Origin of the sequence: uncultured Winogradskyella sp. (assembly GCF_947501905.1) — a bacterium.
Lineage (GTDB): Bacteria > Bacteroidota > Bacteroidia > Flavobacteriales > Flavobacteriaceae > Winogradskyella.
In genome coordinates this window covers 586,609-609,852 of the sequence record NZ_CANMXL010000001.1, presented here as the reverse complement: position 1 = coordinate 609,852, position 23,244 = coordinate 586,609, and the positions used below count along the sequence as shown (strand labels likewise).

The 23,244-nt window shown below is 34.3% G+C and carries 16 protein-coding genes; 8 read left to right on the top strand and 8 right to left on the bottom strand.

Annotation, left to right across the window (positions count from 1 at the left end):
* Positions 1-37: 37 nt before the first annotated feature.
* Positions 38-2,584, top strand: a complete 2,547-nt coding sequence (locus tag Q0770_RS02795; RefSeq protein ID WP_299113771.1) for a TonB-dependent receptor domain-containing protein — start codon at positions 38-40, stop codon at positions 2,582-2,584.
* Between the two features lie 11 nt (positions 2,585-2,595).
* A complete protein-coding gene (locus Q0770_RS02790; RefSeq protein ID WP_299113769.1) occupies positions 2,596-4,233 on the top strand; it encodes a choice-of-anchor J domain-containing protein in 1,638 nt (545 codons plus the stop codon).
* A 75-nt stretch (positions 4,234-4,308) separates the two neighbouring features.
* On the opposite strand, the gene gldD is transcribed toward Q0770_RS02790, so the two are convergent.
* The 4 genes from gldD to mutY form a co-directional block, all read right to left on the bottom strand.
* The gene (gldD, locus tag Q0770_RS02785; RefSeq protein ID WP_299113767.1) at positions 4,309-4,884 is read right to left on the bottom strand and encodes a gliding motility lipoprotein GldD; all 576 of its coding nucleotides are present in this window, start codon (positions 4,882-4,884) and stop codon (positions 4,309-4,311) included.
* A 36-nt stretch (positions 4,885-4,920) separates the two neighbouring features.
* Positions 4,921-6,231: a gliding motility-associated protein GldE gene (locus Q0770_RS02780; protein WP_299113765.1), complete on the bottom strand. Its 1,311-nt coding sequence runs from the start codon at positions 6,229-6,231 to the stop codon at positions 4,921-4,923.
* A 27-nt stretch (positions 6,232-6,258) separates the two neighbouring features.
* A complete protein-coding gene (locus tag Q0770_RS02775; RefSeq protein ID WP_299113763.1) occupies positions 6,259-6,705 on the bottom strand; it encodes a single-stranded DNA-binding protein in 447 nt (148 codons plus the stop codon).
* A gap of 87 nt (positions 6,706-6,792) precedes the next feature.
* Positions 6,793-7,833, bottom strand: a complete 1,041-nt coding sequence (mutY, locus tag Q0770_RS02770; RefSeq protein ID WP_299113761.1) for an A/G-specific adenine glycosylase — start codon at positions 7,831-7,833, stop codon at positions 6,793-6,795.
* 137 nt (positions 7,834-7,970) lie between these two features.
* Between mutY and Q0770_RS02765 the strand changes: the two genes are divergently transcribed.
* Both Q0770_RS02765 and Q0770_RS02760 read left to right on the top strand, forming a co-directional pair.
* Entirely contained in the window at positions 7,971-8,261 is a 291-nt protein-coding gene (locus tag Q0770_RS02765) for an HU family DNA-binding protein (protein ID WP_087492065.1), read from the top strand.
* A gap of 305 nt (positions 8,262-8,566) precedes the next feature.
* Complete coding sequence (locus tag Q0770_RS02760) at positions 8,567-10,111, top strand: Rne/Rng family ribonuclease (RefSeq protein WP_299113758.1); 1,545 nt, start codon at positions 8,567-8,569, stop codon at positions 10,109-10,111.
* Between the two features lie 113 nt (positions 10,112-10,224).
* On the opposite strand, the gene Q0770_RS02755 is transcribed toward Q0770_RS02760, so the two are convergent.
* A complete protein-coding gene (locus tag Q0770_RS02755; RefSeq protein ID WP_299113756.1) occupies positions 10,225-10,482 on the bottom strand; it encodes a hypothetical protein in 258 nt (85 codons plus the stop codon).
* 173 nt (positions 10,483-10,655) lie between these two features.
* Here Q0770_RS02755 and Q0770_RS02750 point away from each other — a divergent pair, with 173 nt between their 5' ends.
* Complete coding sequence (locus tag Q0770_RS02750; protein WP_299113754.1) at positions 10,656-12,068, top strand: aldehyde dehydrogenase family protein; 1,413 nt, start codon at positions 10,656-10,658, stop codon at positions 12,066-12,068.
* On the opposite strand, the gene Q0770_RS02745 is transcribed toward Q0770_RS02750, so the two are convergent.
* Genes Q0770_RS02745 through Q0770_RS02735 form a run of 3 tightly spaced genes read right to left on the bottom strand, consistent with a single transcriptional unit; the run spans position 12,065 to position 17,761 of the window.
* On the bottom strand, positions 12,065-13,072 hold the full coding sequence (locus Q0770_RS02745; RefSeq protein WP_299113752.1) for an isoaspartyl peptidase/L-asparaginase family protein: 1,008 nt from the start codon (positions 13,070-13,072) through the stop codon (positions 12,065-12,067). The genes Q0770_RS02750 and Q0770_RS02745 overlap by 4 nt on opposite strands.
* 15 nt (positions 13,073-13,087) lie before the next feature.
* A complete protein-coding gene (locus Q0770_RS02740) occupies positions 13,088-14,785 on the bottom strand; it encodes an MFS transporter (protein WP_299113750.1) in 1,698 nt (565 codons plus the stop codon).
* A 27-nt stretch (positions 14,786-14,812) separates the two neighbouring features.
* Positions 14,813-17,761, bottom strand: a complete 2,949-nt coding sequence (locus Q0770_RS02735) for a GH92 family glycosyl hydrolase (protein WP_299113748.1) — start codon at positions 17,759-17,761, stop codon at positions 14,813-14,815.
* 38 nt (positions 17,762-17,799) lie between these two features.
* On the opposite strand from Q0770_RS02735, the gene Q0770_RS02730 reads away from it, so the two are divergent.
* Genes Q0770_RS02730 through Q0770_RS02720 form a run of 3 tightly spaced genes read left to right on the top strand, consistent with a single transcriptional unit; the run spans position 17,800 to position 23,222 of the window.
* Positions 17,800-20,088 carry a beta-N-acetylhexosaminidase gene (locus Q0770_RS02730; RefSeq protein WP_299113746.1) on the top strand — a complete coding sequence of 763 codons (2,289 nt, stop codon included), beginning with the start codon at positions 17,800-17,802 and terminating at the stop codon, positions 20,086-20,088.
* A 1-nt stretch (position 20,089) separates the two neighbouring features.
* Positions 20,090-20,779, top strand: coding sequence for a copper homeostasis protein CutC (locus tag Q0770_RS02725; RefSeq protein ID WP_299113744.1), 690 nt, complete (start codon positions 20,090-20,092; stop codon positions 20,777-20,779).
* Positions 20,769-23,222: a glycoside hydrolase family 2 protein gene (locus Q0770_RS02720; protein WP_299113742.1), complete on the top strand. Its 2,454-nt coding sequence runs from the start codon at positions 20,769-20,771 to the stop codon at positions 23,220-23,222. The genes Q0770_RS02725 and Q0770_RS02720 overlap by 11 nt, the downstream gene beginning before the upstream one ends.
* The last annotated feature ends 22 nt before the right edge of the window (positions 23,223-23,244 follow it).

Below are 23,244 nucleotides of genomic sequence, written 5' to 3'. Positions count from 1 at the left end.
TTTTTGCGGCGTAAAAAACAAATCAACTTTATACACAATGAAAAAAATTTCACAATTTGTACTAGTTTTTGTAGTGATGTTATTCACTTCAGTAACTTTTTCTCAAAGTACAATTACTGGTAAAATTTTAGGTTCAGATTTTAATGGACCACTACCAGGAGTTAACATTCTTGAAAAAGGCACTACTAATGGTACTTCCACAAACTTTGACGGAAACTTTTCAATTACTACAAAAGAAGCTTCTGGGGAATTAGTAATCTCTTATGTAGGTTATGTTTCACAAACTATAGCTTTTGATGCTAGTAAAGATTTAGGAACGATTACTTTAATGGTTAGCGACGTAGGTTTAGATGAAGTAATGATTATTGCTTCTGTAGCAGTAGACAGAAAGACACCTGTTGCTGTTTCTACAGTAAAAGCAGAACAAATCGAACTAAAATTAGGAACTCAAGAATTTCCTGAGGTTTTAAAATCTACGCCTGGTGTATATGCTACTAAACAAGGTGGTGGATACGGAGATGGTCGTATTAACTTAAGAGGTTTTAATTCTGAGAATGTTGCCGTGATGATTAACGGTGTTCCAATAAACGACATGGAAAACGGTCGTGTTTTCTGGAGTAACTGGGCAGGTTTAGGAGATGTAACAAGTTCTATGCAGGTGCAAAGAGGTCTTGGTGCGGCTAAAGTTGCTGTACCTTCTGTAGGTGGAACAATCAACATTATCTCTAAAACAACAGACGTTGAAGCCGGTGGAAATTTCTATACGACTTTGGGTAACGATGGTTTCAAGAAATTTGGTGTTACGTATTCAACAGGTTTAATGGATAATGGCTTTGCAGCTACAGTTTCTGCAGCTAAAACAGATGGTGATGGCTTTGTTGATGGTACTGAGTTTAACGCAGTGTCTTACTTCATTAACATATCTAAGCAAATAAACGAGAATCATAAATTAGCATTTACAGCTTTTGGTGCTAAGCAACGTCATGGTCAGAGACAAAACAGACATTCAATTGAAACATTCAGAAAGTCTGAAAGAGGTATAAAATTTAACTCAGATTGGGGTTATAGAAATGGGCAAATTACTTTTCAGGAAGATAACTTTTACCACAAACCGCAAATCTCTTTAAACCACTATTGGAACATTAATGATAAATCTAAATTATCTACTGCTGCATACGTATCGTTCGGTACTGGTGGAGGTGGAGGTTTCCGTGGGGTAAACAAATTTGGTTTTGACCCTTCTACAGGAATTGGAGAATATAGAGATGGTTTATATGGACCAATTGATTTTGATAGAATTGCACAAGAAAACGAAGACCTAGGTGTTAACGGTTCTGAAACTATTTTAAGAGCATCACGTAATGACCATAAATGGTATGGTGTTTTATCTACTTATCAAACAGACTTAACAGATGAGTTAGTCCTTTTAGGAGGTCTAGATTTTAGATATTACAAAGGAATCCACTTCCAAGAAGTTACAGATTTATTAGGTGGTCAATACTACCTTGATGATAATGATGTTAACAATCCAAACAGACAAACTAAAGTTGGTGATAAAGTTAACTATGATAATGATGGTATTGTAAACTGGATTGGCGGATTTACACAATTAGAATATTCTAAAGATAAATTAGCAGCTTTTGTTTCGTTAGCAGCTTCAAATACTGGTTATAAGCGTGTAGATCGTTTTAACTATTTAGATTCAGACCCACTACAAACTACAGGAACTTCTAACTTTTTTGGTTATGGCGTAAAAGGTGGTGCTAACTATAATTTAGATGATAACCATAATGTATTTGCTAACTTAGGATATTTTGAAAAAGCACCTTTCTTTAGAGCTGTTTATCCAAGATTTAATAATGAGGATATTAATGATGATGCACCTAACCAAAAGATTACAAGTTTTGAGTTAGGTTATGGTTACAGAAGTGATAAGTTAAGTGCCAATGTTAATGTATATCATACAAGATGGAATGATAGAACAGAGTTTGCGTCTTTCCAAACACAAAGCAATGAGTTAGCTTTCGTTAATATTTTAGGAGTAGATGCTATCCATAAAGGAATTGAAATAGATTTCGTTTACCGTCCGTGGGATAACTTAAGAATAACAGGTATGGCCTCAATTGGAGATTGGAGATGGGGAAACAATGTAGAAAATGTTGAGATTAGAGACGAAGAACAAAATCTTGTAGACACCGTAGATATCATTATTGAAGATTTAAGAGTAGGTGATGCTGCTCAAACAACTTTTGCATTAGGAGCTAATTATGATATTGGACCCGACACCATCTTAACTGTTGACTATAATTACTTTGCAGATTTATATTCAGATTTCGATCCTAGTGATAGAGGTACAGCTGGACCTCAAGCATGGAAGGTACCTGCTTACGGAATTTTTGATACTGCTATGCGTCATAATTTTAAGTTTGGTAACTTTGATGCTACATTAACAGGTAGAATTAATAACATATTCAATACAGAATATATTGCTGACTCTCAAGATGGTGACGGAACTGCACAAGGTGCAAGAGTATTTTACGGCTTTGGACGTACATTTAGTGTAGGTGCTAAAATTAAATTTTAAAAAAAAGAAAAATGAAAAAAATAGTTTATTTATTCGCTTTAGTGGCTATAGCTTTTACAAGCTGTAACCCATTAGAAGATATTAATGAAGAGATTGATGCAATCCCTGCAGCACCAAATGTTGGTACTTTTGAGTACACACTTACAACAGAAGATTATGATGCGCTTATGGTAGATGGAGCGTTTCAAACTGTAGACGAAGCAAAAGCTTTATTACCAGATTTTCTTGCAGATTTATATCCTTTATATGGACAAGGTTCTTCGGTATTGGTTAACTATAATTTGTTTTTTAGTGGTATAGATGGTGTTTCAGATTTTACAGATTCTGATACATACCAATTATCAAATGCAGATTATGCGTCTACTGGAAGTGATGCTTTTGGTTTTTACCCTAATGTTGATGCAACTGATGAGATTCCTGCTGTATTAGACGCTCAAATTATGAGCCCAGTTGATGGACAGTACTTATTGGTAGAGTACGATCAGTATTTCGAAACACCTACTGTAGGTATTGCTGATTTATATAGAGCTGAATTCCCTGGAGATTTTGGAAATTTTGAAGTGGTCTCTATTTCAGGACCAGCAGATTTAGGGTGGAATGCAACAGGTTCAAATGTTACTGGTTCTGCCTTTAATGGATCTTCAAACGCAATGGAAGAGTGGATGGTTTCTCCGTTAATTGATTTATCAGGTCAAACAAGTGTCCTTTTCGAGATTACTCAAGAGATTGATTTCTTTGGTGCGGATCCTGCTTCAATAGACATCATGATATCAACTACATATACTCCTGGTGGAGGTATTGATGCTATGGATTGGACTGCTTTAAGTTTTGATAAAAACGCATATGGTTCATTAACAACCTCTCCTGATTTAGATTTTTCTGCATACGATGGCCAGGAAGTTTATGTCGCTTTTAGATATACAGCTACGGATTCTAATTCTGCGCGTTGGAGAGTCCAATCTTTTGCTACAAAAGCGGTTGGAGTATCTGGAGATACTAATGGAAAAGGTGAGTACTTCGTTTATGATGGAGGTTCTTGGGAAGAAGCAGAAGGTGTTTACTATTTAAGTGATGCAGATTACGATTCTATGGGAGAAGAATCAGGACAACCAGGTCGTTTTAACAACTTTAGTGACTCTGTTTTACCAGAAAATTATGTACCACAATTCTTAGGGTTAACATATCCATTTGCTCAGGAAGGTGATGAGTTATTTGTAATCTACAAATACTTCTCTGGTGGTGTTTCAAGAAGAGGAGATTTCTACACATTTACTAGCGGAGAGTGGTTGCCATTTCAAGCATCTTTACAATTTGGATTTAATGATGGTGTATGGGTGCCAGACAATACTATTAGATACGAATTAGTTACTGCAGATTATGAATTGGTGGTTTCTGAACTTACCGGTGTTATGGGCTTTGAGGATGCTGTAGATAACTTAGATAGTTTTGGTAACTTTAAAAGAACAGGAAGTAGTGATAGCTGGACAGATGAAATGATGTTAACTGCTGTAGGTGCAATTTTAGATAATTTAAATCCAAGCGCAGAAGAAGGACAAAAGTATGTCGTGATTGCAGAAACTTGGGCGCCAGGTAATGCAACAGAAGAGTTTGCAGTTATAAAAACTGGAGGCGAGTGGGTTTATCAATAGGATAACCGTATAATCTTAATAATATAAAAGCCCATCAGAAATGATGGGCTTTTTTTATTAATGATGCTTTTAGATTTAATATTTCCACTCTAAACTCTCCATAACACGTTTTATATCGTTTCTAAGATATATTGCAGCTGGATATATAGAATCGTAATTAGGTTTTGCATAAAAGTAAAGAGAGCCACTTAAAAAGTGATTTGTGCTGTCCGTAGCATAAAATTGTGATTGAGAAGCGGCATTGCCACCAACTTCATAAAACATACCATAAACATTCTTTTTTGGATATTCAAAAAACTCACTTTGTATTTCGTCTGCTTTTTGAGTATGTTTCTGAGTCAAGTTTTGAGCGTCTCTTAATAAGCTCTTTAAATTGGTTTCAGTAACCTTTTTATAAGTTAGGTATATAGTGCCTTTCAATTTCGGGTATTCAATATCTACACTATATGAAGTGCCATTATCTTCAGTTTTTATTTTAGAAATAGATTTTGATAGTGTATTCTTTTCAAAAGAAAAAGGCACAGGTATGTCTACACGGTTATATATTGGTGTAGGATAATCTAATCTTAAAAACGCTTTAGGCTTAGGTAATGGGTCATTGCCACAACCAACTAAAAAAAAGACGAAAAGAGGAATTATGATTTTTTTCATTGTTATAACCTAAATGAATAAGTATACGTATTAGAATTATGTATCTAAAATAGTTAGCTTTATTTGTTTTATGCGCTTTTTCTCAATAGCTTCTGTAGTAAAAACGTAATTTTCAAAATTTATTTTACTGTTGATACGAGGAAATCCTCCAGAAATCTCTAAAATAAAACCAGCAATAGTCTCTGCCTCTCCTTTTTTGTCTTCAAAAAGTGAAGTGTCCTCAAGTCCTAGAATTTTGTAGATATCTTTCAGCTGAGTTTTACCATCAAAACGGTAGTTTTTATCATCTATTTTGGTGTAGTTAAGGTCGTCTACATCATACTCGTCACTGATGTCTCCTACAATTTCTTCAATAATATCTTCTAAAGATACTACTCCAGAAGTACCACCATACTCATCTACTACAACCGCTAAATGCACTTTTTTGGTTTGAAACTCTTGCATTAAATCATCAAGTTTCTTGTTTTCCGGAACAAAGAAAGGCTCTCTTAAGATACTAGTCCAATCAAAAGATGTCTTGTTAAGATGAGGTAATAAATCTTTTACATACAAAATACCAACGACGTTATCTATGCTTTCTTCATATACAGGAATACGAGAATAACCATTACTAATTATTTCTGGAATAATGGTATTAAAATCAGCTTCGATATTAACCGCAAAAATATCCATGCGAGGGCGCATAACCTGTTTAGTGTCAGTATTACCAAAAGAAACTATACTTTGCAGAATTTGCTGCTCTTCCTTAGTCGTATCGTTATCATCAGTTAATTCTAATGCCTGTGAAAGTTGATCTACACTAATATTAGATTTTTGCTTACCTAACTTGTTTTGTATTTGGATAGTTATAAAACGCAAAGGCATACTTACTGGAGAGAATATAACATCTAGAATTCTTAGAGGTCTTGCCATAGCTACTGAAAATTTAACACTATTTCTACTGGCGTATATTTTAGGGATGATTTCTCCGAATAACAGAATTAAAAATGTTGCAGAAACAACTTCTAGTAAAAATCTAACGATTGAACTTTCAATTGAAGAAAAGAGAAATTCACCTAAATATGCAAACAAAATAACAATGGCAATATTTATAAAGTTATTAGCAACTAATATGGTAGCTAAAAGTTTTTTTGGCTTTTCTAAAAGTGATGTAATAATGCTAATACTTTTTGTGTGTTCGGCATTAGCAGTATCTATATCAGATTTTGTTAAAGAAAATAAAGCGACTTCAACCCCAGAGATTAATGCAGAACAAAATAATAATACAGCGAGGACTATAAAACTTACCAGAAAAGAGGTGTTAATGGTAATTAAGGTTATTAGAAAACTAATGGGTTCAGGATCCAAAGCAATGGGTTTTTATTCTATAATAATCTAAAATGGTAAATCATCATTATCATCCGTTAAGGAAACATCATTAGCTGGTTTTACAGGTTCAGATGTTTGAGCAGAACTCTGTGGTGCAGCATTTTGTTGCTGTTCGTTCTTATTGGTTAAAAACGTAAAATCGTTACATTGAATTTCTGTAGAGTAGCGTTCCATACCTTTATCATCTGTCCACTTACGCGTTTTAATACGACCTTCTATATAGACCTTGTCTCCTTTGCTTAAATACTTTTCACAAATTTCAGCGGCTTTGTTACGTACAACAATATTATGCCATTCTGTATTAGAAACACGCTCATTTGTTTGCTTGTTAGTATAAGTCTCGTTAGTAGCCAGAGGGAAACGGCCCACACAATTTTTATCATCAAAATAATGCATCTTTACTTCATCTCCTAAATGCCCAATTAGCATTACTTTATTTAGTGTTCCAGACATAATCTATGTTTAAGTTTAATAAGGAGTGCAAAATTACACTTTTTCTATTCTGTACTTAAAAATAATAAAAATAAGAATAGGGATTTTTTAAAATTTAAATTTGGATATAAACTCACTAATTAAAACAGGAACAGGATAGTCTTTAATTGTATTAGTCGATATCCCTTTTCCAGGTAGACTATTCACTTCAATAATCCAGAATTTAGTATGTAAGTGCTGATGAGATAATTTATGTACCACGTCTTTCTCATCATACAAGTTGAATTCAAAATTCAAGTTTTTCAGAAATTTATTTTCTGAAGTTGCAGATTTAAACTCTGAAATAGTAATACTTTTTTCGGTTTCAATAAGTGGAAATTGATAAAGGTTTTGCCAAATCCCTTTTTGAGTGCGCTGTTCTATAATGGTATTTTTATTACTGTCAATTATGACGAGGTAATTAAAATACCTATTTCTAACCTTTAGTTTTTTTAGCTTAACAGGTAATTCTGAAATCTTATTCTTTTGAAACGCAACGCAACCAGGTTGAAGCGGACAAACAATGCAGTATGGGTTTTTTGGTTTGCATTGTTGTGCGCCAAATTCCATTATGGACTGATTAAAAAGAGCTGGCTGTTTTGGGTCAATTAGTTCAGTTGCTAAGGCTTTAAATTCTTTAATGCCTTTTGTAGTGTTTATAGGCGTATCAATACCATAAAAACGAGACAATACTCTATAAACATTTCCGTCTACAACAGCAGCTACTTCCCCAAAAGCAATCGATGCAATAGCACTAGCGGTATAATCACCTACACCTTTTAGTTTTATAATTTCTTTGTAATTGTTAGGGAATACGCCCTCTAACTCATTAACTATATGCTTGGCTGTATAATGTAAATTTCTAGCTCTGGAATAGTAGCCCAAACCTTGCCATAGTTTTAAAACGTTTTGTTCATCACTTTTTGCAAGGTCAAAAATTGTAGGAAATGCTTTTACAAAAGATTTGTAATATGGTAAGCCTTGTTTAACCTGCGTCTGCTGTAAAATGATTTCAGAAAGCCATATGTAATATGGATTTATAGTGTACCTCCAAGGTAAGTCTCTTTTATTGCTTGAGTACCAGTTGATTACGTTTTCTGAAAAATTCATTTATAAAAAGTGTAGAACATTGCAAACATAAAACTATATCCGCTTAAATTTTAATGAATTACGTTTGAAATATTGAATTTAAATTACATATATTTGCTACCCCTTAAAATAATAGTAACACAAATAAATTAAACAAAATGACAAAAGCAGATTTAGTAGCTAAAATTTCTGATAAATTAGGAATAGAAAAAGGTGATGTACAGGCTACAGTTGAATCTTTCATGGACGAAGTAAAAACATCTTTAGAGAGTGGTGACAATGTATATTTAAGAGGTTTTGGAAGCTTTATAATAAAAACAAGAGCAGAAAAAACAGGACGTAATATCTCTAAGAATACAACTATAAAAATACCAGCTCACAACATACCTGCATTTAAGCCAGCTAAAATCTTTTTAGAAGGTGTAAAAGCTAAAGTAGAAGTGAACTAAACATACTAAGTAAAATATTAATTTAAAAACGAATTATTTATGCCAAGTGGTAAAAAAAGAAAAAGACACAAGGTAGCGACGCATAAGCGTAAGAAACGTAGACGCGCTAATCGTCACAAGAAAAAATAAATCGGAAAAGTAGTTAGACAACTACTTTTTTCGGTTTTAAAAAAACGTTCTTTGATATAAAATCTACGGCTGTATTTAATAGATTGCACCATAGATTTGCTGGATAATACATCCTGTGTCAAAAAATTAAGTAAAATCCATCTGTCTCAATTAAGAGATGGATATAAATTAACATTATGAACAAAGAATTAATCGTAAGATCGAGTTCAGATATTGTTGATTTTGCCTTATTAAAAGATGGAAAACTTATTGAATTGCACAAAGATGAAGAGGATAACAACTTTGCCGTTGGCGATATTTTTATTGCCAAAATACGTAAAGTCGTTCCTGGACTTAATGCCGCGTTTGTAAACGTAGGTTATGAGAAAGATGCATTTTTGCATTATCATGATTTGGGTCCGCAATTGCCTTCTCTTTTAAAATTCATTAAACGTGTAAGCACAGGGAAATTAAGAGATTACACACTCAAAAACTTTCCTTTTGAAAAAGATTTAGACAAAAATGGCAAAATTGCAGAAGCCATTAAGTCTAACCAATCACTATTAGTACAAGTTGTAAAAGAGCCAATTTCTACCAAAGGACCTCGCATTAGTTCAGAATTATCTATTGCTGGTCGTTACATTGTTTTAGTGCCTTTTTCTAATCGTATTTCTGTTTCTCAGAAAATAGAATCGCAAGAAGAAAAAGACCGACTAAAACGTTTGGTAAAAAGTATAACACCTAAAGGTTTTGGCGTAATTATACGTACCGTTGCCGAAGGTAAAAAAGTGGCAGAAATAGATAGTGATTTGCAAAACTTGCTGAACCGATGGACAGCAATGTGTAAAAAACTCTACAAAGCACATCACCCAACAAAAGTATTGGGAGAAATGAACAAAGCATCCTCAATTTTGAGAGATATTTTTAACGATTCATTCTCTGGTATTCATGTTAATGATGAAATTTTGTATGGACAAGTAAAAGATTATGTGCAACAAATTGCACCAAAGAAGGAAAACATTGTAAAACACTATAAAAATGGCATGCCAATTTTCGAAAAATTTGGTATCGAACGTCAAATAAAAACATCATTTGGACGTACCGTAAGCATGGCAAAAGGCGCTTATTTGGTTATAGAACATACCGAAGCCCTTCATGTTGTAGATGTTAACAGTGGTAATCGCTCTAATAAAGAGAAAAACCAAGAAGACACTGCTTTAGAGGTTAATTTAATATCTGCGTCCGAGGTTGCCAGACAATTACGTTTACGTGATATGGGCGGCATCATTGTTGTCGATTTTATAGACATGGGCAAAGCAGAAAATCGAAAAAAACTTTACAATCATCTTCGTGACGAAATGAAAGATGATAAAGCAAAACACAAAATATTACCGCCGAGTAAGTTTGGATTAGTGCAAATAACCAGACAACGCGTTAGGCCAGAGCGTAATATTAAAACTAAAGAAGTCAATCCTAATAGCATTGGTGGCGACGAAATTGAAGCGCCAATCAAAGTTGTTGAACGTATGAGTCAAGACTTAGAAAGGATTTACAAAAAAGACTATAAAAAGGTATCATTACATGCACATCCTTTTATAGCAGCCTTTTTAACCAAAGGGTTTCCATCAGTACGTTCAAAGTGGTTTTTTGAACACAAAAAATGGGTAAAAGTTTTACCTAGAGATGCTTACACTTATCTTGAATATCATTTTTTCGATAAAAATGGTAACAAAATCAAATAATATCTATTAGTAAAAAAAGCCCTTCCAGATTTGGAAGGGCTTTTTTTTGTATATAAAAAATCCTTTCATCTTGCGACAAAAGGATTTTATGATTTAAAACTAAATTATTGCGTCTAGCACAATTTTTTTCTACGCACTTTGTCTTTAAGACTCTTGCGGTAAGCTTTAATGCTTATAATATCGTTACTTTTCTTGTAATTAACTTTAAGATGCTTTGCGTTACGAGAAGCTCTTGCTTTTCTAGGTGCAACCTCTTCAACCTTTTTTAAAACTACTAATTCTGTTGCATCAATAGATATAGGCTTTTCAGTCTGTGCAAACCCTACTAGTGGTAGAGTTAAGAATGCTATTATTAGAATTAGGTTTTTCATTTGTTTTATTGTTCTTATTTTTAACAACAGGGCAAATTAACGACACAAAAGAGTATACTTTACAATTTTTTAGACCAATTCAGTATACTTTTAGACAAACGGAATGCATTTGTTGAAAACATCGACGAAATGCACAATTTCGTTCTGTAGCCCTTTAAAATCAATACGATATAATGACAAAAATGACCGATAATCCATACTATAAGTTATTCCAAAAGCAAAAAAGCAATCAATTTAATGTAGCTAATAGCTCTTATAATCAGCGTATTACAAAATTAAATGCACTTCAACGAGCTGTAGAAGTGACCTTTAGAGACGAGATTAAAGAGGCACTGCAAAAAGATTTAGGTAAACCAGATGTAGAGTCCGAGATGACGGAGATTTATCAAATTGTAGGAGAGGTTAAGCATGCTAAAACTTATTTACACCAGTGGATGCGTAACAAAAAAGTAAAGACACCATTGTCTATGTTAGGTTCTAAATCGTACATAAAGTATGAAGCAAAAGGTGTATGCTTAATTATATCTCCTTGGAATTTCCCTTTCAATCTTACCTTTGGACCTTTAGTGTCTGCTATTGCCGCTGGAAATACAGCTATTATTAAACCTTCAGAAATGACGCCTCATTCTTCTACGTTAATGAAGAAAATCGTAAATACTGTTTTTAGTGAAGATGAAGTGGCTTTAGTTGAAGGCGAAGTGCAAACGTCTACAGATTTATTAAAACTGCCTTTTAACCATATCTTTTTTACGGGTTCGCCAATGGTGGGTAAGATAATAATGAAAGCCGCTGCAGAGCATTTAGCATCTGTAACTCTTGAGTTAGGCGGAAAATCTCCAACACTAGTTGATAAAACAACAAACTTAAAAATTGCTGCTAAAAAAATTATGTGGGGCAAGTTTATGAACTGTGGCCAGATATGTGTTTCGCCAGATTATGCAATAGTAGATGAACAAATCAAAGATGAATTTATAGACGAATGTAAAGCATGGTTAAAAAGGTTTTATAGCGATAACCCAGGGACTTCTAATTCTTATGGGCGAATAGTGACACCAAAGCATTATAAACGTCTTATGGCGCATTTAGAGGATGCAAAATTAAATAATGCAACTATTTATTCTAGTTCTGAAGCAGATGAAACTTCAAAATATATTTCGCCAACTCTAGTTGCAGACTTAAAAGACGATGCTACACTTTTGCAAGACGAAATATTTGGGCCAATTCTACCAATTGTAACATACAAAACACTTGATGAAGCTATCACTTATATTAATGATAAAGAACGTCCGCTAGCATTGTATGCATACAGTAAAAGTAAGAAAAACATAAGGACGATTTTAAATAATACGCGAGCAGGAGGCACATGTATTAATAATAATGTGATTCATTATGCCAACCATAATTTACCGTTTGGAGGTATTAATAACAGTGGTATTGGTAAATCTCACGGGTATTATGGTTTTAAAGCTTTTAGTAATGAACGTGCAGTGGTGAAGCAACAGACTTACAGTATTGCAGAGTTATTGTTTCCGCCGTATAATAATTATAAAGAAAAATTAGCGCGATTTACTGTAAAGTGGCTTTAGTCTTTATTATAAAAGTCTGACTGTATCTGCTTATTCTCACCATCTTGAAATTTAGTAATACTAAAATACTGATGTATAGAGTAGCAACCTGTTTCCCCTTTCTTATTTACGGCAATGTAGCCTACCTGAAAATCTTTATAATCTTTTCCTGGCTTATTGACTATACGTCCAATGGCTTCTTCACAGGCTTCTTGAGGAGATTTACCTTGACGCATTAATTCAACAATTAAGAAGCTACCAACAGTTTTTACAACCTCTTCACCAAGTCCAGTAGCGGTAGCACCACCAACTTCGTTATCTATAAATAATCCTGAACCAATAATTGGGGAGTCACCAATGCGACCATTCATTTTGTAAGCTAAACCACTAGTTGTACAAGCGCCAGAGATATCCCCGTTTTTATCAACGGCTAGCATACCAATAGTGTCATGGTTTTCGATATTAATAATGGGTTTGTATTTGGCCTCAACTTTCCATTTTTCCCAAGCTTTTTTTGAAGCTTCGGTTAATAAATCTTCAGCTATAAAACCTTGCTCAAGTGCAAATTGTTTAGCGCCCTCTCCAGCAAGCATCACATGAGGTGTCTCTTCCATTACTTTTCTGGCTACAGATACAGCATGTTTAATGTCTTTTAAATAGACTACCGCACCACAGTTACCTTTTTTATCCATGATACAAGCATCAAGAGTGACATTGCCCTCACGGTCAGGTAAACCACCTTTGCCGACGGATTGGCCTTTTTCATTAGCTTCTTCTACTTTACAACCAAGCTCTACTGCATCTAGAGAACTTCCTCCAGTGTTTATAACTTCCATGGCTTTGGCCGTAGCTTCTTCTACATGCCAAGTGGCAACGACAACAGGTAAGATTGCTTTAGATTCAGAATTAACTTTTGATGGAATAGCTTTGCTTTGGGTTGCATCATCACATGATACAATAGATGAGCCAACAGCAATTCCTACACCTGTTAATGAAGCATTCTTTAAAAACTTTCTGCGTTTCATTTAATTCTAGATTTATTAATAAGTTACGCCTTGCTTGTCCAAAACTGTTTTTGTTCTGTAGGCATAAAACAAAAGGTAAACAAAACAAAATACAGCAATCCAATACGAAGATTGTATACTGAATATGTCTGCTAATTTTCCTTGTAATGGTGGAATGATTGCGCCACCTAAAATCATCATGATTAAGAAAGCCGAACCTTGAGATGTATATTTTCCAAGACCAGCAATACTTAACGTAAATATACATGGCCACATAATAGAACAGAATAAACCACCAGATAAAAATGCGAATAATGCTAAATTTCCGGTCGTAAATAAACCTATTAACATTCCTAAAACCCCTAACAAGCTAAATATTTTCAACGTAGCAACAGGCTTGTCTTTCGCTAGGAAGAATCCAAAAATTTGAACCGCAACACAAATAGCAAAGAATAACATTTCGTTAGTTGTAAAATTAAGCTCCCCAGAAGATACTAAAGAACTTGCCGAATTTGCTAAAATAATAACACCAAAAGCAATGTATGGTACAATAATCAGTAGTACTTTTTTAAGTCCTTTGCTTGGACTAAATACGGTAATCGCACCAACCCATCGTCCAATCATTAAACCACCCCAGTACATAGAGATATATTTTCCAATTTCTGCATCATTCAGGACAGGTAAACCTAGTGGATTAAGATTACTTACACTATCTGCAGCTGTTTTTAGGAGTTCACCTAAGTTAGACTGAATAGTAACCTCAACACCAACATATGTAAAGATAGCGAGCATCCCTAAAACCAATTGCGGATACTTCATCGCGCCCCAACCAATAGGATTTTTAGAAGCACTAGTGTTAGCAATAAAAACGGAAGCAATTACTGCCGCTAATGCGACAAACAATAAGATAAGTCTTGTGTTCTCTACCTGCTTTGTGGCTTCAGCGTCTCCTGCATAAGTGCTAAAAATATAGCCGAAACATGCAACGATGATTAAAGTTAAAGTCACCAATAAATTTCTTGCTTTGTTTGCAGGTTCAAAATCGGTATCAGACTTTAAAGCAGGTAATTTTTTTGAAAAATGAAAAAGTGCCGCTGCAATTAAAAACAATACGCCTACACCGATATACAGTAACTGTACTGTTGTTAATGTAATTTCATTGTTCTTAATCATTCGAACTAATTCTTCTGGACTTACGGATGCTGTTCCAAAAAGTACTAGAGCCACAACAATTGGTCCTATTGTTGTTCCGAAAGAGTTAATACCTCCAGCAAGATTTAAACGATGAGAACCAGTCTCTGGAGCTCCTAATGCAATTGCAAAAGGATTAGCTCCTGTTTGTTGTAAAGAGAAGCCTAAACCAACAATAAAAAGCGCTATTAGTACAAAATAGAATACTGCTGTTTGTCCTTGTTCTGCACCTGCAGTTGCGGGATACATAATAAAAGCACCAATTGCAGAAAGGAGTAATCCGTAGACAATTACTTTTTTGTAACCCCAAGAATTGACAATGTCTTTCTTAATAGAGCTCGAAAGAATAAAAAGCAACAAAGCTCCCACGTAGTAGGCTCCATAAAACGCGAAATCTACCAATTGTGATTGAAACTGATCTATATTAAAATAGGTTTTACAAAATGGAATAAAAACGCCATTTGAAGCTGCAATAAAGCCCCAGAAAAAGAACACAGTCACCAAGGTCGTTAATGCCGATTTGTTAGTTTGTTGGTTACTCATAATTTATTTTAATTGTTAGTTAGTTTTTTATTTCACCGAAATCTCATCAACAAAAATCCAGCTGCGACCATCCATAGGATGGCCAATATGCCACTCAGGTAAAGCACCTAATTTTTTAGCGATGACTTTAACGTACCTGTAATTAGATTTCGGAATTTTCATCTCTACAGTTTCAATAGCAATATTGTAATTCTTTGGTTTGGTTTCTAATGTTTTCTTACCAATTGAAGTGAATGTTTTTCCGTCTTTTGATACTAAATATTCTACTTCGGTTGGATGAAAAATCCAAGCACCTTGGTCTCTTAAATAATTTGAAGTTATAGTATTTATAGGCTTTACTGAGCCTAAGTCTACTATTGCAATCAAATCTTGGTCATGATACCCTTGCCAACTTCCGGTTCTGTAATTTTTTGTGCTTCTGATACCATCTATTAAAGCATCGTTTCCTCCAGCAGAATACTGATTAGCAAATTCAGCTTCTAATGTGATACTCAGGTTTGGATCAATCTTAAAGAATGGTGTTTCTAAAATAGGACTTTTTAATTCGCCTTTTTCAGAATATAATTTCACCTTTATATCGGTTGTAAGTTTGAATGGCTTTTCATAAACCTGAAACGCTTCATCATTCAACGCATAGAAGATTTTTGCATCTTTTTCAGAAGTATTTAAAACTACTTCGGTTTCACCTCTAAAGGTGATGTCTCCTTTTTCAATATATGGTGAAGGCAAAATAATATGATCTTTAATTTCAGTTTTTGGCTCATTGCCTTCATCAGTTCCCCAAGTCGAAGGTTTGTCTGTCATTGTTAATTCTAGGGTTCCGCCTTCAACAATATCTGAATGGTTAATGAATGTTTTCTCTAGTGTTTTTCCATTTAACTTTGCACTTTCTATATAGATATTGGTATCACTCATATTATTTGCTACTATATTGAATTGCTTTCCATTTTCAAGATTAATAGTTGCTTTATCAAATAATGGCGTTCCAATGACATATTCATTACTTCCCGGAGTTACCGAATAAAAGCCCATAGAACTTAATACGTACCAAGCACTCATTTGCCCACAATCTTCATTTCCTGAAACCCCATCTGGGTCATTGTTGTAAAGCTCCGTTAAAATCTGATAGACTTTCTCTTGTGTTTTATATGGTTTGTTTACAAAATTATAGAGATATGCCATATGATGGCTTGGCTCATTGCCATGAGCATATTGCCCAATTAGGCCAGTAATATCAGATTGGTGACGTCCAGAAAATTCCGTGTTTGCAGAAAATAATTCATCTAACTGTGCTTCTAGCTGGTCTTTTCCTCCTAATAAGTCAATAAAGCCTGAAACATCCTGTGGCACATAGAAACTGTATTGCCAAGAGTTGGCTTCGGTGTAGTTAAAATTGACTTCGTATGGGTCAAAAGGCGCAAACCATGTGTTTCTAAAACGCCCGCGCATAAATTTGGATTCTGGATCAAACACATTTTTGTAATACTGAGCACGTTGAATGTAAGTTTTATAATCTTCGGTTTTACCCATGTCTTTTGCCATTTGTGCAATGGTCCAATCATCATAAGCATATTCTAAGGTTTTTGACACAGATTCGCTTTCTTCATCAACAGGAATGAAACCGTATCTTTTGTATGCTTCTAAGCCAAATTTATCACGAGTAGCTGAATGTTTCATAGCTTCAAAAGCTTTTTCAGTATCGTAACCACGAATCCCTTTGAGGTACGCATCAGCAACAACTGGCACGGCATGATAACCAATCATACAATCAGTATAATTAGCCGCTAAATCCCACATAGGCATAATACCACCTTCGTCATATTTAGCTAAAAACGTATTGATAAAGTGATTGGTGCGGTCTTGTTCTATAATTGTATAAAGTGGATGTGCTGCACGATAAGTATCCCAAAGTGAGAATACTGAATAATAATCGAAATCTGCTTCATGAATTTTTAAATCCATGCCGCGGTAGCGCCCATCAACATCTTGATAGCGTTGTGGCGCAAGCATGGTGTGATACAATGCCGAGTAAAAATTGGTTTTATTATTAGTGTCATCGGTTTCTATGACAATTTTTTCAAGTTGAGATTCCCAATAGTCTTGTCCACTTTTCTTGATAGATTCAAAATCTTTGTCTCCGATTTCCGCAGTCATATTTTTCTTTGCGCCTTCAATATCAACGGCTGAAATTCCGACTTTAATGTAAACAGTTTCGTTGTTTGGATTATCGAACTTAATGACAGCTTTCTTACTACTAAACTTGTAATTTTTGGTTATTGGATTGCCTTCGTTATCATCATAAACAATACGTTCCATCGGATGCGAGAAAGTTATGTAATAAAACAAACGCTGATCTTTTGCCCAGGCTTCTGAGTGACGTAAACCCTGAATGGTTTTATCGTCGATTTTCTCAATTTTATAGTTTAATAACTTATCACGATGTGCTAAATCGAGGACCATGTATTGGTTTTCTGCTGAAGGAAATTCATATTTATGAATACCACTTCGATTAGAAACTGTAAGTTCCACATCAATATCAGTAGAATCTAAATGAACTTTGTAATATCCAGGTTCTGCATCTTCATTATCGTGAGAAAAATGTGCACGATAACCTGCTTTTCCATCAGCACCATTATTAAATTCAATGGTATTAGTTGGCATTAAAAGTACATCACCATAATCACTAATTCCTGTGCCACTTAAATGTGTATGCGAAAAGCCGTAGATATACTCATCTGTATAATGATAGCCTGAGCAACCATCCCAACCTTCGAGACGTGTGTCAGGACTCAATTGCATCATACCGTAAGGTAGCGTTGCGCCAGGATAAGTATGACCATGACCTCCAGTACCGATAAAAGTGTTTACGTAATTAATTAGAGGTTTGTCTTTTTTTGCAGTTGTAACTGAATTCTCATTTTGACATCCAAAAAGTAAAAGAATGCCAATGAAAGCTGAAATAAATTTAGGATTCATCAAAAGATTACTAATTTTAAAGCACCTAAGATACTAAAATGCATTTCAAGAAAAACGTACTTATTTTATTTTTACTGATTACTTTTTTTAATTGTAAAAAAGAGGAATTTCAAATTATAAACCCCCAAATTATTCCGGCGCCCCAAAGTCAAGAGATTACTGAAGGGAAATTTCTCTTAAGTTCAGATACACATTTTGTTTACGATACAGAGCTAGAGCCAGCAATTAGGTATTGGGAAAGTATTTCGGAATCTATTTTTGGATTAAATACTGGGAAATCAAATACTATAAGATTTGTTTTTGATGCCTCAATTTCAAATTCTGAAGCGTATAAGTTGAAAATAACACCCCAAGAAATTACTGTAAAGGCAAGATCTGCAAAAGGTACTTTTTATGCTATTCAAAGTTTAATTCAGCTTTTACCACCAGAATTTGTTTCAAAGAACTTCAAATCTAAGGGATTAAATATAAAAGCTCTTGAAATTGAAGACGAACCTCAATTTTCGTATCGCGGTATGCATCTGGATGTGTCTAGACATATGTTTTCGGTAGATTTTATAAAAAAGTATATCGATGCTATGGCAATGCTAAAGATGAATACGTTTCATTGGCACTTAACCGATGATCAGGGTTGGCGTGTTGAGATTAAAAAGTACCCAGAGTTAAATACTGTTTCAGCCTATAGAAACGAGACATTAATTGGGCATTATAGTGACCAACCACATCAATTTGATAGTAAAAAGTATGGTGGTGTTTATACACAAGATCAAATAAAAGACATTGTTGCATATGCGAAAGCTCGAATGGTCACTGTAATTCCTGAAATTGAAATGCCTGGGCACAGTCAAGCTGTGATTGCGGCTTACCCTGAGTTAGGATGCTCAGGAGAAAAAGTTGAGGTTGCTACTAAATGGGGCGTTTTTGAAGATATTTATTGTACAAAAGATGAAACTTTTAATTTTTTGGAAGACGTTTTGGATGAGGTTTTAGAATTATTCCCAAGTAAGTACATCCATATTGGCGGAGATGAAGCCCCTAAAACACGTTGGAAAACGTGTAAAGATTGTCAAGATAGAATTAAATCTGAAGGTTTGAAGGATGAGCACGAACTTCAGAATTATTTCATTACTCGAATGGAAAAATATCTCAATTCTAAAGGGCGACAAATCATTGGTTGGGACGAAATTTTAGAAGGAGGTTTAGCTCCAAATGCTACGGTAATGTCTTGGCGAGGTACAAATGGAGCAGTTGGAGCCGCAAAATCAGGTCATAATGTGATAATGACACCAACATCACATTGTTATTTTGATTATTACCAATCCGATAATGAAGATGAACCAACGGCAATAGGCGGTTATTTACCTTTAGAAAAGGTGTATGGCTTTGATCCAATTCCTGAAGAATTAAATGCTAAAGAAGCTAAATATGTTTTGGGAGCTCAAGGCAATGTTTGGACAGAATACATGCCCATTGAGGAACAAGTAGAGTATATGGCTTTTCCAAGAATGCTTGCCATGAGTGAAGTCGTTTGGTCAACTTCAGAAAATAAAAACTATAAAGATTTTGTATCACGCGTAGAAAGCTTTCACAAACGATTAGATCTACTTGATATTAATTATGCAAATCATTTGTATGAAATTCAAGGCAAAATGATTTCAGATGGTGAAAAATCATTTTACATGCTTAAAACCTTAACCGATGGAAAAGACATACGTTATACAATTGATGGGAGTGAACCAACTTTAAACTCAGAAATTTATACATCTCAAATTCCAATTTCAAAAAGTATTATGATTAAGGCTGCTGTATTTAATTCTGAAAAGCAATTGGGAAAAACTTTTACGCAAAACATCAATTATCATAAAGCTGTTGGTGCAAAAATCATGATAGACAAAAAGCCACACAAGGCTTATTCTGGTAGCGGTGCAGAAGGTTTAATTAATGGCATTAGTGGTAGTGATACTCGTTATGGAGATAAAGAATGGTTGGGCTTTTGGGGTGAGGATATTATTATTACTATAACTTTTGAAACACCCAAGGAAGTAAACTCAATTTTAACTCGATTTCATAATGGGAACGGACAGTGGATTTATGCACCTGAACAAATTGGATTTAGTTTTAAACTCAAAGAAGATGGAAGAACAATTAATGACATTAATCTCATAAAAAATAATAGTGATTTAATTGTAAATCATTCTTACAACATGGAAGCAACGTTTATTACTGAGATAGAAATAGTTATTAAAAACTACGGCACAATCCCAGAAGGCAAGCAAGGCGCTGGCAATAAAGCATGGACATTTATTGACGAAATTATAGTAAACTAGTATGATTTTAGAAGTCTGTGCCAACTCATACCAATCAGCTAAAAATGCACAAGATGCAGGAGCGCATCGGATAGAGCTTTGTCAAGAATTATCTATTGGAGGTATTACTCCGTCATATGGTTTAATAAGAAAAGTTTTAGATGAATTATCGCTATCAGTTTTTGTTTTAATCAGGCCACGAAGTGGAAATTTCGTGTATTCAGATGATGAGTTTGAAGTGATGAAAAAAGACATCCAAATCTGTAAAAATTTGGATTGTCATGGTATCGTTTCTGGCGTTTTAAATTCTGATAGAACCATCGATATAGAGAGAACACAAGAATTAGTTGAGTTGTCAAAACCACTGCCATTTACATTCCATCGTGCTTTTGATGAGGTTGTAAATCCAGCTGAAGCTTTAGAACAATTAATCGATTTGGGTGTAGAACGTGTATTAACATCTGGACAGGAAAAATCAGCAGAAGAAGGTCTAGATATACTTGAGCAATTAAATAAAGTTACTAATGGCAGAATTAACATATTAGCTGGTGGGGGTATTTCACCAGAAAATGCTTCAAAATTTAAAGAAGTTGGATTAAAAGAGATTCATGCTTCTGCTTCTGTAAAAATAGACCAAGCCGACTCCGTGTTTGCTATGCAACAAACCGTTTCTGATGTCAGTACAATTAAAGCCATTTTAGATGCGATATAGTCTATTATTTTTAATACTCATAGTATTTAGTTGTCAACCCAAGCATGATGTCCCAGTAACTATGGAATTGCATAATAATTGGCGATTCAAAAAAGTAACAGATACCGTATGGAAATCAGTCACAGTACCTGGGAATATATTTTCAGATTTGCTAGACCATCAGTTAATTGAAGATTCATTTGTTGGAGATAACGAAAAAAAGGTACAATGGGTTTCCGATACGGATTGGGAATACAAAACCATGTTTTCAGTTGATAAAGAAACATTAGAAAAAAAGCATTTAGAACTCAGTTTTGAAGGCTTAGACACTTACGCTTTTGTTTATTTAAATGATAGTTTAATTCTGAAAACAAACAATGCTTTCCGAGGTTTTGATGTTAATGTAAAACCGAATTTAAAAGCTGAAAACGAGTTGCGAATCCTTTTTGAAAGTACTTCAAAGCAGGAAACCATCAAAAAAGAAAAACTAGATTACGAATTGCCCGAAGGTGAACGCATTTTTACCCGAAAAGCTCAATTTCAATACGGTTGGGATTGGGGACCAAAATTAAATACAAGCGGAATTTGGCGACCGATTAAATTGGTTTCTTGGAATGATTATAAGATTGATAATATTAATTTTATTCAAAATCAAATAACGGATTCAATAGCTAATTTAACAGTTGAGATTGATGATAGAATATTTTTAAAGAATTCTATTAAATATGAATTATACATCAATGGAGAAATGAGTCCTTTAAGTCCTGAAAAACCTGAAATTCCATTCAAAATCAAAAACCCAAAACTATGGTGGCCACACAATCTCGGCGAACCCTATTTATATGACATTAAAGTTATTGTTAAAGACGGTGAAAAAATTCTTGATAGCGTTTCTACAAAATACGGCATCAGAGATATAGAACTAATTACTGAAAAAGATAGTATTGGTGAGAGCTTTTATTTTAAAGTTAACGGTCAATCTATTTATGCAAAAGGTGCTAATTATATTCCTCAAAATAGTTTGCAAAACAAAGTCACAGATGCACATTACGAAAAGTTATTGGATAACGTTGTAGAGGCTAATATGAATATGCTCAGAGTTTGGGGTGGAGGTATTTACGAGAACGACATATTTTATGATTTGTGCAATGAAAAAGGTATTCTCGTGTGGCAAGATTTTATGTTTGCTTGTGCGATGTATCCTGGTGATGATGACTTCTTGAAAAATGTAAAACAAGAGGCTGTAGATAATGTAAAACGACTCCGTAATCATGCCTCCATCGCATTATGGTGCGGTAATAATGAAAACTCAGAAGGGTGGCATCGATGGGGTTGGCAAGCAGGAAGAAGTGAAACAGAAAAAGAAGAGATTTGGAACAATTATCTAAAAGTTTTTGATTCAATTTTACCAGAAACGGTTTCAAAATATACAGATACAGATTATTGGGAATCATCACCAAAATACGGACGTGGAAATCCAAAGTATAAATATGATGGTGATGCACATGATTGGTGGATTTGGCATGATGCCTATCCATTTGAGCATCTTGAGGAAAACGTACCTCGCTTTATGAGTGAGTTTGGCTTTCAGTCTTTACCGACTTATGAAACGATTAGATACATTAATCAAAATGACAGTATAGAGATTTCATCAGAAGGTTTTAAAAACCATCAGAAACATTCAAGAGGTTTTCAATTAATCGATGAATATATGAGACGTGATTTTCCTGTTCCGAACAGTGCTGAAAATTACGTATATATGAGCCAATTATTACAAGCTTATGGCATCACAAAAGGTATCGAAGCTCAGCGTCGTGCAAAGCCATACAATATGGGCACATTGTATTGGCAATTGAACGATTGTTGGCCATCTGTATCGTGGTCAAGCATTGATTATTTTGGTAATTGGAAGGCGCTTCATTACAAAGCTAAGCGTAGTTTTGAGGATGTATTAATCTCATCAAAAATAGAAAATGACACCTTAAAAACTTGGATTGTTAATGATAAGCTCGATAAAGTCGCTGGACGGATACACATGAAACTTATGGACTTTAAAGGCAATGTTATTTGGGAAAACACCCAGACAAGAATAGTTGAGGCTAATGTTAGTCAGCTTATAATTGAGCAAAATTTAGAAGCCATTAATTTCAAAAAAGATAGTGCGGTTTTAGTTTATACGTTTAAAGACAAAACTTCATTTTTCTTTTTTGTAAAGGCTAAAGATTTACAGCTAAATCAAGCCGATATTAATACAGAAATTATAAAGGTAGAAGATGGTTTTAATATTGAATTATCTAGTGAGACGTTTCAAAAAGATGTGTTTTTATATGCTGATATGAAAGGTCATTTTTCAGATAATTTTTTCAATATGTTGCCTAATAAAACATATTCAATTCATTTTAAGACTGAAGCTGATAAGCTTGAAGATTTAAATCTAAAAAGCTTTAACAGTTTCATAAGATAACTCAGTTTTGGTCTTCGTAATT

Coding starts and splice junctions, on each gene's coding strand:
- Q0770_RS02795 (WP_299113771.1), top strand. CDS start 38: ATGAAAAAAATTTCACAATTTGTACTAGTTTTTGTAGTGATGTTATTC.
- Q0770_RS02790 (WP_299113769.1), top strand. CDS start 2,596: ATGAAAAAAATAGTTTATTTATTCGCTTTAGTGGCTATAGCTTTTACA.
- gldD (WP_299113767.1), bottom strand. CDS start 4,884: ATGAAAAAAATCATAATTCCTCTTTTCGTCTTTTTTTTAGTTGGTTGT.
- Q0770_RS02775 (WP_299113763.1), bottom strand. CDS start 6,705: ATGTCTGGAACACTAAATAAAGTAATGCTAATTGGGCATTTAGGAGAT.
- mutY (WP_299113761.1), bottom strand. CDS start 7,833: ATGAATTTTTCAGAAAACGTAATCAACTGGTACTCAAGCAATAAAAGA.
- Q0770_RS02765 (WP_087492065.1), top strand. CDS start 7,971: ATGACAAAAGCAGATTTAGTAGCTAAAATTTCTGATAAATTAGGAATA.
- Q0770_RS02760 (WP_299113758.1), top strand. CDS start 8,567: ATGAACAAAGAATTAATCGTAAGATCGAGTTCAGATATTGTTGATTTT.
- Q0770_RS02755 (WP_299113756.1), bottom strand. CDS start 10,482: ATGAAAAACCTAATTCTAATAATAGCATTCTTAACTCTACCACTAGTA.
- Q0770_RS02750 (WP_299113754.1), top strand. CDS start 10,656: ATGACAAAAATGACCGATAATCCATACTATAAGTTATTCCAAAAGCAA.
- Q0770_RS02745 (WP_299113752.1), bottom strand. CDS start 13,072: ATGAAACGCAGAAAGTTTTTAAAGAATGCTTCATTAACAGGTGTAGGA.
- Q0770_RS02740 (WP_299113750.1), bottom strand. CDS start 14,785: ATGAGTAACCAACAAACTAACAAATCGGCATTAACGACCTTGGTGACT.
- Q0770_RS02735 (WP_299113748.1), bottom strand. CDS start 17,761: ATGAATCCTAAATTTATTTCAGCTTTCATTGGCATTCTTTTACTTTTT.
- Q0770_RS02730 (WP_299113746.1), top strand. CDS start 17,800: ATGCATTTCAAGAAAAACGTACTTATTTTATTTTTACTGATTACTTTT.
- Q0770_RS02725 (WP_299113744.1), top strand. CDS start 20,090: ATGATTTTAGAAGTCTGTGCCAACTCATACCAATCAGCTAAAAATGCA.
- Q0770_RS02720 (WP_299113742.1), top strand. CDS start 20,769: ATGCGATATAGTCTATTATTTTTAATACTCATAGTATTTAGTTGTCAA.